This window comes from Arthrobacter sp. NPDC058097 (genome assembly GCF_042884885.1).
GTDB lineage: Bacteria > Actinomycetota > Actinomycetes > Actinomycetales > Micrococcaceae > Arthrobacter.
This window is the reverse complement of record NZ_JBHVSZ010000002.1, coordinates 415,798-430,083: the sequence shown is the minus strand read 5'-3', so window position 1 is coordinate 430,083 and position 14,286 is coordinate 415,798. Positions and strand designations below refer to the sequence as shown.

General features: G+C 68.3%; 16 protein-coding genes. 4 read left to right on the top strand and 12 right to left on the bottom strand.

The features are described 5' to 3' along the window. Window positions 1-25: 25 nt before the first annotated feature. The gene (locus ACFVTE_RS05900) at window positions 26-997 is read right to left on the bottom strand and encodes an MIP/aquaporin family protein (protein WP_387098120.1); all 972 of its coding nucleotides are present in this window, start codon (window positions 995-997) and stop codon (window positions 26-28) included. Between the two features lie 169 nt (window positions 998-1,166). Here ACFVTE_RS05900 and ACFVTE_RS05895 point away from each other — a divergent pair, with 169 nt between their 5' ends. Continuing rightward, window positions 1,167-2,258: an ADP-ribosylglycohydrolase family protein gene (locus tag ACFVTE_RS05895; protein WP_387098118.1), complete on the top strand. Its 1,092-nt coding sequence runs from the start codon at window positions 1,167-1,169 to the stop codon at window positions 2,256-2,258. On the opposite strand, the gene ACFVTE_RS05890 is transcribed toward ACFVTE_RS05895, so the two are convergent. Further along, window positions 2,245-2,724 (bottom strand): DUF4395 domain-containing protein, encoded by a 480-nt coding sequence (locus ACFVTE_RS05890; protein WP_387098348.1) that lies wholly within the window; start codon window positions 2,722-2,724, stop codon window positions 2,245-2,247. The genes ACFVTE_RS05895 and ACFVTE_RS05890 overlap by 14 nt on opposite strands. 102 nt (window positions 2,725-2,826) lie before the next feature. Next, the gene (locus ACFVTE_RS05885) at window positions 2,827-3,831 is read right to left on the bottom strand and encodes an exonuclease domain-containing protein (RefSeq protein WP_387098116.1); all 1,005 of its coding nucleotides are present in this window, start codon (window positions 3,829-3,831) and stop codon (window positions 2,827-2,829) included. A gap of 68 nt (window positions 3,832-3,899) precedes the next feature. Between ACFVTE_RS05885 and ACFVTE_RS05880 the strand changes: the two genes are divergently transcribed. Next, window positions 3,900-4,673 (top strand): DedA family protein, encoded by a 774-nt coding sequence (locus ACFVTE_RS05880; protein ID WP_387098346.1) that lies wholly within the window; start codon window positions 3,900-3,902, stop codon window positions 4,671-4,673. 82 nt (window positions 4,674-4,755) lie between these two features. Here ACFVTE_RS05880 and rdgB read toward each other — a convergent pair whose 3' ends face one another. The 6 genes from rdgB to clpS form a co-directional block, all read right to left on the bottom strand. Continuing rightward, window positions 4,756-5,400: an RdgB/HAM1 family non-canonical purine NTP pyrophosphatase gene (gene rdgB, locus ACFVTE_RS05875; protein WP_387098114.1), complete on the bottom strand. Its 645-nt coding sequence runs from the start codon at window positions 5,398-5,400 to the stop codon at window positions 4,756-4,758. 32 nt (window positions 5,401-5,432) lie between these two features. Further along, window positions 5,433-6,191 carry a ribonuclease PH gene (gene rph, locus ACFVTE_RS05870; protein WP_003805875.1) on the bottom strand — a complete coding sequence of 253 codons (759 nt, stop codon included), beginning with the start codon at window positions 6,189-6,191 and terminating at the stop codon, window positions 5,433-5,435. A 50-nt stretch (window positions 6,192-6,241) separates the two neighbouring features. Then, a complete protein-coding gene (locus ACFVTE_RS05865) occupies window positions 6,242-7,039 on the bottom strand; it encodes an MBL fold metallo-hydrolase (RefSeq protein ID WP_387098111.1) in 798 nt (265 codons plus the stop codon). Further along, on the bottom strand, window positions 7,036-8,061 hold the full coding sequence (gene murI / locus ACFVTE_RS05860) for a glutamate racemase (RefSeq protein WP_387098109.1): 1,026 nt from the start codon (window positions 8,059-8,061) through the stop codon (window positions 7,036-7,038). Before murI ends, ACFVTE_RS05865 begins: the two co-directional genes overlap by 4 nt. A gap of 143 nt (window positions 8,062-8,204) precedes the next feature. Further along, window positions 8,205-8,771: a DUF2017 domain-containing protein gene (locus ACFVTE_RS05855; protein WP_387098107.1), complete on the bottom strand. Its 567-nt coding sequence runs from the start codon at window positions 8,769-8,771 to the stop codon at window positions 8,205-8,207. Next, window positions 8,764-9,141, bottom strand: a complete 378-nt coding sequence (gene clpS, locus ACFVTE_RS05850) for an ATP-dependent Clp protease adapter ClpS (protein WP_331574915.1) — start codon at window positions 9,139-9,141, stop codon at window positions 8,764-8,766. Before clpS ends, ACFVTE_RS05855 begins: the two co-directional genes overlap by 8 nt. 154 nt (window positions 9,142-9,295) lie before the next feature. On the opposite strand from clpS, the gene ACFVTE_RS05845 reads away from it, so the two are divergent. Both ACFVTE_RS05845 and ACFVTE_RS05840 read left to right on the top strand, forming a co-directional pair. Next, window positions 9,296-10,624 carry a nicotinate phosphoribosyltransferase gene (locus tag ACFVTE_RS05845; RefSeq protein ID WP_387098104.1) on the top strand — a complete coding sequence of 443 codons (1,329 nt, stop codon included), beginning with the start codon at window positions 9,296-9,298 and terminating at the stop codon, window positions 10,622-10,624. A gap of 9 nt (window positions 10,625-10,633) precedes the next feature. After that, window positions 10,634-11,281: an isochorismatase family protein gene (locus ACFVTE_RS05840; protein WP_387098102.1), complete on the top strand. Its 648-nt coding sequence runs from the start codon at window positions 10,634-10,636 to the stop codon at window positions 11,279-11,281. Between the two features lie 4 nt (window positions 11,282-11,285). Here ACFVTE_RS05840 and ACFVTE_RS05835 read toward each other — a convergent pair whose 3' ends face one another. Genes ACFVTE_RS05835 through nagB form a run of 3 tightly spaced genes read right to left on the bottom strand, consistent with a single transcriptional unit; the run spans window position 11,286 to window position 14,238 of the window. Next, window positions 11,286-13,064, bottom strand: a complete 1,779-nt coding sequence (locus ACFVTE_RS05835; protein WP_387098099.1) for a DEAD/DEAH box helicase — start codon at window positions 13,062-13,064, stop codon at window positions 11,286-11,288. Then, a complete protein-coding gene (locus ACFVTE_RS05830; protein ID WP_307103745.1) occupies window positions 13,064-13,405 on the bottom strand; it encodes a DUF3039 domain-containing protein in 342 nt (113 codons plus the stop codon). Before ACFVTE_RS05830 ends, ACFVTE_RS05835 begins: the two co-directional genes overlap by 1 nt. Window positions 13,406-13,455: 50 nt before the next feature. Next, entirely contained in the window at window positions 13,456-14,238 is a 783-nt protein-coding gene (nagB, locus tag ACFVTE_RS05825; RefSeq protein ID WP_387098095.1) for a glucosamine-6-phosphate deaminase, read from the bottom strand. Window positions 14,239-14,286: the final 48 nt, after the last annotated feature.

Sequence of the window (14,286 nt, the reverse complement as noted above, 5' to 3'; positions counted from 1 at the left end):
ATAGCCGACCCCGCGCTTCGGCGCGTCAGGACTGCTTGCCCGGCCCGTCGAAGAAGTCGCGCGCCTCGTCGCGGCCTGCCTCAGGCGCCTCATCGGCGCCCGCGCGGCCATGCTCCTCTGCCGACCGGGTTTCCGCGGCGGCTTTTTGGTCCCCGTCGTCGTCAAAGCCGTCCGCGAAGTCCGACCCGGCGTCCGCCTCGTCGTCGGAGAGGTCAGCGTCCAACGCTGCGGTGCGGCCCCGGGCATCGGCGAAACCACGGAAAACTAGCCCTGCAATACCGGCACCGACAATGGGCGCCACCCAGAAGAGCCACAGCTGCTCCAGCGCCCAGCTGCTGCTGAAAAGCGCGGAGGCGGTGGCCCGGGCGGGGTTGAAGGGGGCGTTTCCAAGGGCCTGGCCCAGCTGCAACAGCACGGCAAATGCCAGGCCGACGGCGAACGGGGCGGCGGCCGCGTGGCTGTTGCGGCGGGCCGTCATGCCGAGGAACACGGCTACCAGGAGGGCTGCACCCAGAACTTCCACCAGCAGCACCCCGGCCATCGACGTCTGGATCACGGAGTGTTCGCCGAAGCCGGCGGTGACCGTGTCAAAGGCCGTGCGGGCGTCGGGAATGTTGGGCACAGTGCGGAGGATGCCGAACAAGGCGAGCGCGCCCGCCGCGGCGCCGACCAGCTGGGCGCCGATGTAGGCTGCTGCGGCGGCGATGCCGATCCTGCCAGCCACGAGGTTGCCCAGCGTGATGGCCGGGTTGAAGTGCCCGCCCGAGATGTAGCCAAAGGCCAGCATCGCGGCTGTCACGGCAAGGCCGCCGGCCAGGGCGCCAGGCAGCGGGTTGGACTGCGGCAGGGTGAAAAGCGGCACGCCCAGCCCGGCAACCACCAGGAACAGCGTTCCGAACGCCTCCGCGCCGAGCCTGGACAGGAGTCCGGGCCGGAATCCGTTGTCACCGGCGGATTGCCGGTGGTCGGTCGGGGGGACGGACACAGGGGTGCTCATGGCGTGGGAAATCCTTTGTTTCGGTCAGCGGGGAAGGCCGCTCGCGTCGGGAGCCGGCCCCAGCAGTCTTGCAGCAAAGTCTGGACGGTTGCTGGATCCGAGCTTATCGTCCGGTGACCGGTGGCCCGGCATTGAGAGTGGGATATCACAGCAGGGTAAATTTGCCTGCATGAGCAATGATCCCGGCGGTATTCCGTCCCCCGAGTCCCGCATCCATGGCTGCCTGCTGGGCGGCGCCCTGGGGGACTCGCTCGGCTACGCCGTCGAGTTCGATCAGATAGACGAGATCCGGCGCCGCTTTGGCGCCGCGGGACTCCGCGATTTCTCCGTGCTCGACGGCGGGACGCACTTCTCGGACGACACCCAGATGACGCTGTACACGGTCGACGGGATCGTCGAGGCCCTGGAATGGGCCAACTCCGGTGTCGGCGCCGACGCCAACGCCTGTGTCTGGCTGGCGTACCTGCGCTGGCTGGACACGCAGGGTGTGCCCGTTCCCGAAGCGGCGCCGCGGCCGCAGCCCCGCTGGATCGATGGCCAAGAGGTCCTGCGGCACCGCCGGGCACCCGGCAATGCCTGCCTGAGCGGGCTGGCCACCGGCGAAATGGGAACGGCCGCCCGCCCGGTCAATCCCGACTCGAAGGGCTGCGGAACTGTAATGCGTTCGGCCCCCTTCGGGCTCGTTCCGCACATCCCGGCGGACTCCGTGTACAAGTTGAGCTCGGACGCCGCGTCGCTCACGCACGGGCATCCCTCCGCCCGGCAGAGCGCGGGCGCTTTCAGCCTGATCATTCATGCCCTGGTGCAGGGCAGCAGCCTGGCCGAGGCAGCGCAGGCTGCACTGGACCGTGTGCTGGGCGACGACGACGCGGCGCCGGAACTCCGCGAGCGGCTGGAAGCCGCGGTCCGTCTCGCCGGCGGGGCCGGCACCGCCTCCGTGCTCAGCCCGGAGGACCTGGTCCGTGAACTGGGTCAGGGCTGGGTGGCGGAGGAGGCTCTCGCCGTCGGGCTTTATGCGGTCCTGGCCACGGCTCCCCGGGGAGATGGCGGCGCGGCGGATCCGGTGGAGCATTTCAGGGAGGCCATTGCCGTGGCCATCAACCACAGCGGCGACAGCGATTCCACCGGGTCCATCGCGGGCAACATCCTGGGTGCGTACTACGGGACGGCCTGCCTGCCCACGGACTGGCTGGCGGCGCTTGAGGCCCCCGAGGTGATCCGTGGGATGGCCGGGCAGCTGGTTGCCGTCACTTCCGGCTGAGCGGAATGTTGTTGCACGCCTCGCAGACGTCCTCGGGGATGAGGCCCCGGCGCTGCAGCAGGCCAAAGATGGCACAGCCGAGGCAGAACCCGGCGAAGGCCTCCAGCGAGGCGGCAGCAATCAGCACGGCGAGCAGGATCCAGGCGGCAGGCGCGAGGCCGGCCGCCAACAGGACGGCGGCCGCTGTGGACATGGCGGCGCCGATGCCCTGTGCGAAACGCTTGGGCGGCCCGGGCACCAGCCTGACCCGTCCCAGCCGCGGAGCCAGGACCTTGACCGAAAGCAGGGCCAGAGGGGAGATCCTCGGGCCGAACAGCAGGCGCAGCCAAAAACCGGCGGCGATAAGCGCCAGGCCCCAGCCCAAGCCGGTGAGCAGAGTTGCGGCGGCCAGCAGGACCACCAGCCCGGCGGTGATGCGGGCCGCATACTCGTTGACCGGGTTGGGAAAGGCGAAGACGGAACCCAGCCTGCCCTGGCCGCCCTGTCTGCCGGGTTTGCCCGTTGTGCCCAATCTGTCTGGTGTGCCCATGGGCCAAGGCTAGGAGACCGGCGGCTGCGCCGGGAAGCTTTATTGCGCCATGTGTACGGGTGCGCCGCCCACCATCTGCAGGAACTCCCCTTCGGAGATCACCTCGATGGCCTGGCCGCGGTCATGCAGCTCCAGCACGCGTTTCGCCTTGCCGGTGAGCCGGCCGGAGCGCAGGTCGCCCGCCACGAAACCGTCCCCCACCACCAGGACGCTGGTCCGCGCCGTGACCCGGCTTTCCGGGCGGGCGCCCAGTTCAGCGGACCGGGTCTTCGCTTCGGGGCGCGGCATGGCGAGCTGGCCGGTGAACACGACGGTCTGGCCGAACAGCGGGTTCCCGGGTTCGGCGTCGGGATTGGGTGCGGGGTTGGGCCCTTCCTCCGGCCATCCGCTGCGGAACGGCCGGGCCGCACTGGGGCCGCCCGCTGCGGCGAGTGCCGCGACGGTGGCTTTGGACAGCTCACCGGCGGAGGGGTCGAACGCGGCCTGCTGCGGTATGGAGAGTCCCAGTGAAAGGTAGAGTTCGGCGATGCTGTTGGCCCGGTTGCGCCGGGCTATGTCGATAAGGATGCCGGCGCACGCCCTGGCGTCCTCGGCGGCGTCGTGGTGGTTCACGAGGGGCACGCCGGCCTCTTCGGCAGCAAAGGGCAGGGAATTTGAAACCAGGGAGTAGCAGCGCCGGGACAGCATCACGGTGCACACATAGTCGTAGGCAGGCCCGGGAAGCCCCGAAACCTCAAGCCCGGACCGGATCACCCCGAGGTCGAAGGCGGCGTTGTGCGCCGCGAGGATGTCGCCGCCGATGAACGCGCCGATCTCCGGGAAAAGCTCACCGAAGCGGGGCTTGCCCGCCACCTGTTCGGGCCTGATGCCGTGGACGCGGACGTTGTGGTAATCGAACGAATCGTGGTTTTCCGGCGGCCGCATCAGCCACGAGGCCTCCTCGACGACGACGCCGCCACGGACCTTGGTGAGGCCAACGGCGCACGGCGAACCGCGGAAGCCGTTGGCGGTCTCGAAGTCGATCGCCGTAAAGTCCAAACCCACGGGGACAACTGTAGCCCGGCGGGGTCGCGGAACCCGTCAAGTACCCTTGAAACGTGAACTTTAATGCATTGAGCGACTTTGCCGTGCCCGCGCTGGGTGGCGCCGGCCCCGTCCAGCCGCATCTGGCATCATTCCTGCCCGATTGGCTTAACCCCCAGGTGTTCCTCGCCGACCCGGCCCTTGCCCCGTGGGTTGTTCTGCTGGTGTGCGGGATCATCTTCGCCGAGACCGGGCTGCTGATCGGATTCTTCCTGCCCGGCGATTCCATGCTGTTTACGGCGGGCCTGCTGGTGGCCACGGACACCATCAAATTCAACATCTGGCTCTTCGCCGCGCTGATCATCGTGGCCGCCATCATCGGCAACCAGACCGGCTACCTCATCGGGTCCAAGGCCGGCCCTGCCATTTTCAACAAGCCGGATTCGCGGCTTTTCAAGCATGAGAACGTCGACAGCGCGCACAAGTTCTTCGAAAAGCACGGCGGCAAGGCCCTGATCCTGGCCCGCTTCGTGCCCATCATCCGTACCTTTGTTCCCGTCATCGTCGGCGTCGCCGGAATGGACAAGCGGAAGTTCTTCCTGTTCAACGTCATCGGCGCTGTCCTCTGGGGCGGCGGCGTGACGCTGCTCGGCTATCTGCTGGGCGACAAGGTCCCGTGGGTGCGGGACAACCTGGACATCATCTTCATCGTCATTGTCCTGCTCTCGGTGATCCCGGTGGGCATTGAAGTAATCCGCGGCATGGCCGCCAGGCGCGAGGCCGCGGCCTTCGGCACGGATCCGGTGGAAGAGTTCATCGAGGAGCACGAGCCCGAGGCAGAGCGCAAAACCAACCTCGACTGATACCGCGGGCAACAGCAACGCGGGGTCACTTAGCGCCCACTTCGGTGACCGGATTGGGCGGCAAGTGACCCCGCGTTGCTGTTTAGCGCAGCGCCTCGACGATCGAGGGAAGCAGCGCGCGGAACGCCAGCCCGCGGTGGCTGATGGCGTTCTTCTCCTCCGGACTGAGCTCGGCGCAGCTGCGGTCCAGGCCCAGGGGTTCCAGGACGGGGTCGTAGCCGAACCCGCCTTCGCCCCGCGGCTCGCGCAGCAGCGTGCCGGCCAGCTGCCCATACTCCACCACTTCGCGGGCACCGTCGCCGGATGCCGACGCCGGAACCGCGAGCGCCGCAGCGCACACGAACGCGGCACCGCGGTGGCCGTCCGGCACGTCCGCCAGCTGTGCCAGCAGCAGGCGCAGATTGGCGTCGTCGTCACCGTGGCGGCCCGCCCAGCGCGCCGAGAAAATCCCCGGCGCACCGCCGAGGACATCCACGGACAGCCCGGAGTCGTCGGCGATGGCCACCAGCCCCGTGGCCTCGGCCACCGCACGCGCCTTCAGCAGCGAGTTCTCCGCAAAGGTCACCCCGGTTTCCGCGACGTCGGGGGCTCCGACGGCGGGCGCGTCCACTACCTGCGTGTCGACGTCGAGCCCCGGGACCTGCCCGCGCAGCAGCTCCCGCAGCTCCCGCAGTTTCCCGGCATTGCGGGTGGCCAGCACCAGCCGGGGTGCAGGTCCCCCGCTCACGGCGCTGTTCCCATTCACGGCGCTGTTCCCATTCACGGCGCTTCGGCCAGGGTCTCGCGCTGGATGGCCGCCAGCTGTTCTGTCCCGAGCAGGGCCAGGTCCAGCAGCTTGTTGAGCTCGTCCCGGTCAAAGGGAGCGCCTTCGGCCGTGCCCTGGACCTCCACAAACTTGCCGGAGCCGGTCACCACGACGTTCATGTCGGTTTCGGCGCGCACATCCTCGATGTAGGGCAGGTCCAGCATGGGGATGCCGTCGATGATCCCCACGGACACGGCCGCGATGGTGTCGATCAGGGGCTGGGCGTTGCGGGCGATCATCTTGTTCTCGCGGGCAAAGCGGATGGCCTCGGCGAGCGCCACATAGGCGCCGGTGATGGCCGCCGTCCGGGTACCGCCGTCGGCCTGCAGGACATCGCAGTCCAGCACAATGGTGTTCTCGCCCAGGGCCTTGGTGTCGATGATCGAACGCAGCGAGCGGCCGATCAGGCGGGAGATCTCGTGCGTGCGGCCGCCGATCTTGCCCTTGACGGACTCACGGTCAGAGCGGGTGTTCGTGGCACGCGGGAGCATCGCATATTCGGCGGTTACCCAGCCGCGGCCCTCGCCCTTGAGCCAGCGCGGAACGCCTTCGGTGAGGGAAGCGGTGCACAGGACCCGGGTGTTGCCGAACTCAATGAGGGCCGATCCCTCGGCCTGCTTGGACCAGCCGCGGGTGATGCTGATGGGCCGGAGCTGGTCCGGGGTGCGGCCGTCGGCACGGATGACGGGGGCAGTGGTTGCTTCGGAAGTCATGCCTTTAGCTTATCGAGGTGCAGGCGGGAAGCTGCCACGTCAGACCCACGTCAGACCGTGTAGTGCACACCCGCCACGGCCACGGCCACGTCACCGGCAAAGGCGGGGCGCGCCTCGGCCATGACCTTGGTCTGCGATGTCCACACCGGAATGTGGGTGAGCAACAGGCGCCGGGCACCCGCGGCAGTGGCTGCCTCGGCTGCCCGCTTGCCGGTCAGGTGGACGTCCTTGATGCCGTCGTCGCGGCCTTCCTCGAAGGCCGCCTCGCAGAGGAAGAGGTCGGCATCCTTGGCCGCCTCCTCCAGCCCGCGGCACGAATCAGTGTCCCCTGAGTAGGTCAGCACCCGGGTCACGGCATTCCCGGCCGCGTCGGGCTCGGTCACCTCCACGCGCAGCGCGTAGGCCTCCTCCACCGGGTGGTTCACGGCGAACGGCGTGACGGTGAAGGGGCCGACAGTGACGGACTGGCGCTCGCTCCAGTTGCTGAAGTCGAACTCCTCGTGCATCCCGGGATCGAGGTCCAGGCCGTAGGCGGTTGCCATCCTGTTGGCGGTGGCGGCAGGGCCCCAGACGGGGATCCTCCCGCGGTCCCAGCCGCCCGGCTTCCAGCGCACCGCCACGTGCAGGCCGCACAGGTCCATGCAGTGGTCGGGGTGCAGGTGCGTGAGGAAAATCGCGTCGATGTCCTCGAGGTCGGTGTACCGCTGGATGGCGCCCAGGGCCCCGCTGCCGAGGTCCATGACCACCTTCCACACCCGTTCGCCGTCGCTGGCGGTCAGCAGGTAACAGGAGGCGGGTGATCCGGGGCCGGGAAACGATCCGGTGCAGCCGACGATGGTGAGCTTCACAGGAAGGACCCCCGGGGGGCTGCGCCGCTGCCGGCAGCCTGCTCCACGAAGTTGGAGATACGCGGGCGGGCGGCCGCGTTCCGCGCGGCGGCGATCATTTCAGGGGTGATCCGGGCCAGGCTGCCCGTGGGGTACTGCGCCGCAACGTGGTCGACGTGCTTGACGCTCAGCACCTCCGGGCCGAGGAACCTGCGGGCCAGGGCCTCGAACTGGCCGGGATCGCCGGTGGCGATGAAGCTGTGCTCGGGCCGTGCCGGGTCCGTGCGTTCGAGCCCGTTGCTGGCAAGCGCCCGGTACACGTCCTTGGCCGTTTCCTCGGCGCTGGAGACCAGGGTGACGTCCTCGCCCATGACGTAGGAGATCACGCCGGTCAGCAGCGGGTAGTGCGTGCAGCCCAGCACCACGGTGTCCACGCCGGCTGCCTTCAGTGGCTCCAGGTATTCACGCGCGACGTCGAGCAATTCCGGTCCGGTGGTGATGCCGGCCTCCACGTACGGCACGAATGCCGGGCAGGCCACGGAGGTGATCTCCAGGTCAGGCGCCGCGGCGAACGTGTCCTCGTAGGCCCGGGACCCCACCGTGGCGGAGGTGCCGATCACGCCTACCCGCCCGGTGCGGGTGGCCGCGACGGCGCGGCGCACGGCGGGCTGGATCACTTCGATGACGGGGATGCCGTAACGCGCCGTGTAGCGCTCACGGGCGTCCCGGAGCACAGCGGCCGACGCCGAGTTGCAGGCGATGGTGAGCAGCTTGACGCCGGAGTCCACGAGTTCGTCCATGACGCCGAGGGCGTTGGCGCGCACCTCCGCGATGGGCAGCGGCCCGTACGGGCCGTGGGCGGTGTCGCCGACGTAGAGGATGGATTCGTTGGGCAGCTGGTCGATGATCGACCGCGCCACCGTAAGGCCGCCGACCCCGGAGTCGAAGACGCCGATCGGCAGCGATCCCACATTTACGCCGTCGGCCGTTGCGGACTCCGCTGCAGCTCCCGCTGCCGGATCCATGCTCGATGCTGAAGTCATGATTATTTGAGGATAGGTCTTCCCGTGAGGTGCGGCCATCACTTGTGGCGAGCGACTCATGTCGAATTTGTCACATTCGGCGGCTGAAACGCCCGCAGCCGAAACCGGTCAGGGCAGCAGGAACCGGCCGGCGCCGGAACTCCTCAGTGCCGTGTGTCCAGGGACTGCATCATCGCCTGCACCAGCGACTCCTGCAGCCACGTGGTGAAGTTGTAGACCAGCGCGAGGTAGCTTTCCACGTCCTCGGCCTGGGACCAGTCCTGCATCTGGTGGACGTGGTCGGCGTCCGCTTCGTCCCTGATGTCGAGCCGCTCGGCGAGCACCAGGCGCACGTCGTTGAGCGCCGTGGACCAGTGCCGGGCATCGGACGGGGTCAGGACGAGCTCGTCCTTGTCCAGGCCCAGCGCGGCGGCGCGCAGCGCGCCGATCTTGCTCTCCCGCAGCGAACGCTCGGTGAGCTGGCGGAACTCAAGCGAGGCCTCGGCGTCGTCCTTCACGGCGTTGGGCAGCAGCCGCCGGAGGGCACGGTCGGACGGTTCCCGGACCTCCATGTCCAGCCCGATCAGCGCGGCGAGCGGATCCTCGGAGCCGCGGTCGGCCGGTTCCAGCATGGAGATGACGTCGGCGAAGAGACTGCGCAGCAGCTCCCGCTCGGCCGGTTCCAGGAAACCGGTGATGCCCTTGAGCCCGTATTTGAAAGCCTTAGCCACGTTTTCCCTTGCCCTTGCCCGGGCCGCTTTTGCCGCCCCCGCTGTCTCCGCCGGTAGCCTTCTCCACGGTGGCCCACAGGCCGAACCCGTGCATCGCGACCGCGTGCTGCTCCACCTGTTCCTTGCTGCCGTGGGCAACGATGGACCGGCCCTTCCTGTGGACCTCGAGCATCAGCTTGTTGGCTTTGGTTTCCGAGTAGCCGAAATAGCTCTGGAAAACGTAGCTGACGTAGCTCATCAGATTGACGGGGTCATTCCAGATGACGAGGTTCCAGGGGACGTCCGGGGCGGTCAGGGCATCGGTGGATACCGCCGTTCCGGTCTGGGTGCTCTCCTGGGTGTCAGGGCCGAGCGCAACGCTTAAGGTCATCTGTCCATTCTATGGGGATGCCGGGCCCACGCCGGCGAGGGCCCCGCGGCGAAGCGAAGCGAGACGTGGGAGCCGGTGCTGGGCCCACGCCGGCGAGGGCCCCGCGGCGAAGCGAAGCGAGACGTGGGAGCCGGTGGGGACTAGAGTGATTTTTGTGAGTAACTCCGCCGGCTGGGAGCAGCCCCGCACGTCCCTGTTCACCGACCATTACGAGCTGACCATGCTGCAGGGGGCCCTCCATTCCGGCGCCGCGCACCGCAGGGCCGTGTTCGAGGCGTTCGCGCGCAGGCTCCCGGACGGCCGCCGCTACGGGATCGTGGGCGGCACGGGCAGGCTGCTGGAAGGCATCATGGCGTTCCGGTTCGGCGAGGCGGAGCTCGAATTCCTGGCGCGCACCGGCGTCGTTAATAAGGAGACCATCGACTACCTGGCGGATTTCCGCTTCACCGGCGACATCTGGGGCTACGCCGAAGGCGAGGCATACTTCCCCAACTCCCCCATCCTGATCGTCGAGTCGACGTTCGCGGAGGCGTGCATCCTGGAGACGTACATCCTGTCCGTCCTCAACCACGACAGTGCCATCGCCTCGGCGGCGTCGCGCATGGTCATGGCCGCCGGCCAGCGGCCCTGCATCGAGATGGGGTCCCGGCGCACGCAGGAGGAATCAGCCACGGCTGCCGCCCGCGCCGCCGTCATCGCCGGCTTCGACAGCACCTCAAACCTCGAGGCGGGGCTCCGGTACGGCCTCAAGACTGTGGGCACCGCCGCCCACTCCTTCACGCTCCTCCACGACACCGAGCGGGACGCCTTTGAGGCGCAGGTCGCCTCCCTCGGGGCCGGCACCTCGCTGCTCGTGGACACGTACGACGTCGAAGCCGCCGTCCGTACGGCCGTTGACATCGCCGGGGACAAGTTGGGCGCCGTGCGGCTGGACTCCGGCGACCTGGTGGAGCAGGCGCAGTGGGTCCGGCAACTGCTGGATGAACTGGGCAACGAGCACACCCGCATCACGGTGACCTCGGACCTGGACGAATACGCGATTGCGGCACTGCAGTCCGCCCCCGTTGACTCGTACGGGGTGGGCACCTCCCTGGTGACCGGCTCCGGGGCGCCCACCGCCAGCATGGTCTACAAGCTGGTCAGCCGGACCAACGACGCCGGCGAATTCGTCGCCGTCGCCAAGGCCGCCAAGAACAAGACCAGCAAAGGCGGACGGAAGTACGCCCTCCGCCGGCTCAACGACAACGGCACGGCCACCCAGGAGCTCATCGGCGTGGGCCACCGGCCAGCGGATGACGGCAACGACCGCGCACTGCTGCAGCAGTTCATCAAGAACGGCGAACTCCTGCCGGGCTGGACCGGCCACGAAGGCGTCCTGCGGGCGCGGCAGCGGCACGCCGACTCGCTGGCCGAACTCCCGGCAGTGGTCCATCGCCTGCACCGCGGCGAGCCGGCGATCCCGACGCTCTATGAGGAGAACTGAGGAGAACTGATGGCACGGGCACTCATCATCGTCGACGTCCAGAACGATTTCTGCGAGGGCGGCGCGCTGCCGGTGGAGGGCGGAGCTGCAGTGGCCGGGGCCATCAGCGAGTACGTGGAGAACCACCACGGCCAGTTCGACCACATCGTGGCCACCCAGGACTGGCACGTCGATCCCGGCGCCCATTTCTCGGAAGCCCCGGATTTCAAGGACACCTGGCCGCCGCACTGCGTGGCCGGCACCCAGGGGGCCGAACTGCATCCGGAGCTGGACACCGAACACATCCAGGCGTACTTCCACAAGGGCCTGTACACCGCGGCCTACTCCGGGTTCGAGGGCCTGCTGGCACCGGAGGACGCAGTCCCCACCGGAGAGCGGCAGCCCGGTGCCATGCCCGGTTTAATGTCCGGCGCGGCCGACCCCGGCTACGCGCCGGAGGAAGACGCGATCGGCCTCGATGACTGGCTGCAGAGCCACGACGTGGAGGACGTCGTGGTGGTGGGCCTCGCCACCGACCACTGCGTCATGGCCACGTCACTGGATGCGGTCCAGGCCGGCTACTCCGTCACCGTGATCAAGCGGCTGACGGCGGGCATCGCCGATGACCTCGACGACACCTTCGCCGAAATGGAGCTGGGCGGCGTGGACCTCGAGTAGGTCCCTACTTCCTGCCGATGAACCAGTCCTGGAGCTTCTTCAGCCTGGACTGGAGCTGCTCCTCGTTCGCCTGTGCCACCGGCGGGCCGCCGCAGACGGTCCGCAGCTTCGTGTGCACCACGCCGTGCGGGGTGCCCGTCCGCGCCGACCAGGCCGCCACGTTCTTGGCCAGCTCGTTCCGCAGGTCCATCAGCATCCGGTGGTCAGGTATTGCCGGTCCGGCGGGCTCCGCTGCCGGGCTCTGGCGCTTCTTCCGGCCCTGCTGCTCGTGCTGGCGCTGGCGCAGCAGCACGCCCACCTGCTCGGCGTCCAGCAGGCCCGGGATGCCGAGGAAGTCGAGTTCGTCCTCGGAACCGATGTCGCCTCCGGTGCCGAACTCGCCGCCGTCGAAGAGCACGCGGTCGAAGGAGGCCTGCGAATCCAGTGCCTCGAACTTGCCCTTGGTCAGGCTGTCCGAGGCTTTCTCCTCGCGGTTCGCCTCGTCCATCAGCGATTCTTCGAGGTCCATCAGGCCGTCAGGATCGTCGTTCTGCGGCCGGTCCAGGGCGTGGTCACGTTCGGCTTCCATGCTGTTGGCAAGCGCCATCAGCTGTGGAACGGACGGCAGGAATACCGAGGCCGTCTCGCCGCGCTTCCGGGAACGCACAAAGCGCCCCACTGCCTGGGCGAAGAACAGGGGCGTGGAGGTGGACGTGGCGTAGACGCCCACCGACAGGCGCGGCACGTCCACGCCTTCGGACACCATGCGCACGGCAACCATCCAGCGCTTGTCGCCGGCGCTGAACTCCTCGATCTTGTTCGATGCCTTGGCGTCATCGGACAGAATCACCGTCGGCGATTCGCCCGTGATCTTCTTGAGCTGGCCGGCGTACGCCCGGGCGTCCTCGTGGTCGGTGGCGATCACCAGGCCGCCGGCGTCAGGAACGGTGCGGCGGACCTCGCTGAGCCGTTTGTCGGCTTGCGCCAGAACGGCGGGAATCCATTCCCCTGCCGGGTTCAGGGCGGTCCGCCATGCCTGTGACGTGATGTCCTTGGTGACCGCCGCCTCGCCGAGGGAAGCGGCCATCTCGTCACCGGCACTGGTGCGCCAGCGCATCTGCCCCGAGTACGCCATGAAGATGACCGGACGCACCACGTGGTCGCGCAGCGCGTTGCCGTAGCCGTAGGTGTAGTCCGATTTGGAGCGCCGGATGCCCTCGCGGTCCTCGGTGTACTCCACGAACGGAATGGGCGAAGTGTCCGACCGGAACGGCGTACCGGTCAGCGACAGCCGACGGGCCGCGGGGTCGAAGGCCTCGCGGAGACCGTCACCCCAGGACAGCGCCTCGCCGCCGTGGTGGATTTCGTCAAGGATCACCAGGGTGCGGGCGGCTTCGGTCTTGGCCCGGTGCAGCATGGGCTTGCTGGCCACCTGGGCGTAGGTCACGGCCACGCCGATGAACCCGCGGCCGTGCTGGCCGTCCGAGTTCTTGAAGTTCGGGTCGATGGCGATGCCGACGCGCGCAGCGGCGTCAGCCCACTGCCGCTTCAGGTGGTCGGTGGGCGCGACGATGGTCACGCGGTTCACCGTGCCGGCCTCGATGAGCATCGAGGCCACCCGGAGCGCAAAGGTGGTCTTGCCGGCGCCGGGCGTGGCCACGGCCATGAAATCGCGCGGAGCCTTGCTGAAATAAAGATCCAGGGCTTCCTGCTGCCAGGCACGGAGCTTCGGGGCGGTTCCCCAGGCTGCACGTTCCGGGTAAGCCGGGGGCAGGGTGGGTCCGCCGAAGAGTGTCTCCGTCACTATTTGTTGTTGCCTGAGTCTCCGCCGGACCCGCTGCCGCCGTCATTGCCCGGGCGGAGACCGTCGTAGACCTCTTTGCACATCGGGCAGACCGGGAACTTCTGCGGATCCCGTCCGGGCGTCCAGACCTTGCCGCACAGCGCGATGACCGGTTCGCCCGTCATGGCAGACTCCATGATCTTTTCCTTGCGCACGTAGTGTGCAAAGCGCTCACGGTCGCCGGGCTCCACTTCCTGGCGCAGTTCCTCGCGCTCAATGGTTGCGGTGGACGATCCGGCGCCGGAAAGCTCACGCATGGGGTCGTTGTCGAGAGGATCCGTCATGCTACTCATGGCATCCATCTTAGCCGTTCCGAAGGTGCGGCCGCGGGAGGACCGGGCGCAGGTTCCGGTCACAGACCCTGCCACGCAGGTTTGTGGTCGTAGGTGTGCCGGTAGTAGTCGGCGAGCTTCAGTGACGACGCTGCGGCCTCGTCCACCACGATCGAGGCGTGCGGGTGCAGCTGCAGGACCGAGGCCGGGCAGATCGCGGCGAGGGGCCCCTCCACCAGGTCGTGCACGGCCTGCGCCTTCTGGGCCCCCGTGGCCAGCAGGATGGCGTGGCGCGACTCGAGGATGGTGCCCAGCCCCTGGGTAACCACGTGGTGCGGGACCTCGTCAAGGCTGCGGAAGAAGCGGGCGTTGTCGCGCCGGGTCTGCTCAATGAGCGACTTGATCCGCGTGCGGGAGGCCAGGGACGAGCCCGGCTCGTTGAAACCTATGTGGCCGTCGGTGCCGAGCCCCAGAATCTGCACGTCGATGCCGCCACGCTCCCTGATCCGGTCCTCGTAGGCCCGGCAGGCCGCCGGAATGTCCACGGCGCTGCCGTCCGGTCCGAGGACGTTCCCGGGGTCGATGTTCACGCGGTTCGCGAAGTCGCGGCGGATGACCTCCCGGTAGGACTCGGGGTGGCCGGGTTCCAGCCCGACGTACTCATCGAGGGTGAATCCGTAGGCACGGCTGAAATCCAGGCCCGCCTGTTCGTGGCGCCGGGCGAGTTCGTCGTAGACCGGCAGCGGCGAGGAGCCTGTGGCCAGCCCCAGCACGGCGTCAGGCTTGCCCCGCAGCAGGCTTTCCACCGCATCCGCCACGAGGGAGGCAATCTGCCTGGCGCCCGGAAGTATGACGACCTCCATGTTCGGCCTTTCTCTCAGCTGTCCTGTTAGTCAACCACGGCGGGCAGA

Excerpts from the sequence above, each read along its gene's own strand:
- ACFVTE_RS05900 (WP_387098120.1), bottom strand. The coding sequence starts at position 997 with ATGAGCACCCCTGTGTCCGTCCCCCCGACCGACCACCGGCAATCCGCC.
- ACFVTE_RS05895 (WP_387098118.1), top strand. The coding sequence starts at position 1,167 with ATGAGCAATGATCCCGGCGGTATTCCGTCCCCCGAGTCCCGCATCCAT.
- rph (WP_003805875.1), bottom strand. The coding sequence starts at position 6,191 with ATGACTTCCGAAGCAACCACTGCCCCCGTCATCCGTGCCGACGGCCGC.
- murI (WP_387098109.1), bottom strand. The coding sequence starts at position 8,061 with ATGACTTCAGCATCGAGCATGGATCCGGCAGCGGGAGCTGCAGCGGAG.
- clpS (WP_331574915.1), bottom strand. The coding sequence starts at position 9,141 with ATGACCTTAAGCGTTGCGCTCGGCCCTGACACCCAGGAGAGCACCCAG.
- ACFVTE_RS05840 (WP_387098102.1), top strand. The coding sequence starts at position 10,634 with ATGGCACGGGCACTCATCATCGTCGACGTCCAGAACGATTTCTGCGAG.
- ACFVTE_RS05830 (WP_307103745.1), bottom strand. The coding sequence starts at position 13,405 with ATGGATGCCATGAGTAGCATGACGGATCCTCTCGACAACGACCCCATG.
- nagB (WP_387098095.1), bottom strand. The coding sequence starts at position 14,238 with ATGGAGGTCGTCATACTTCCGGGCGCCAGGCAGATTGCCTCCCTCGTG.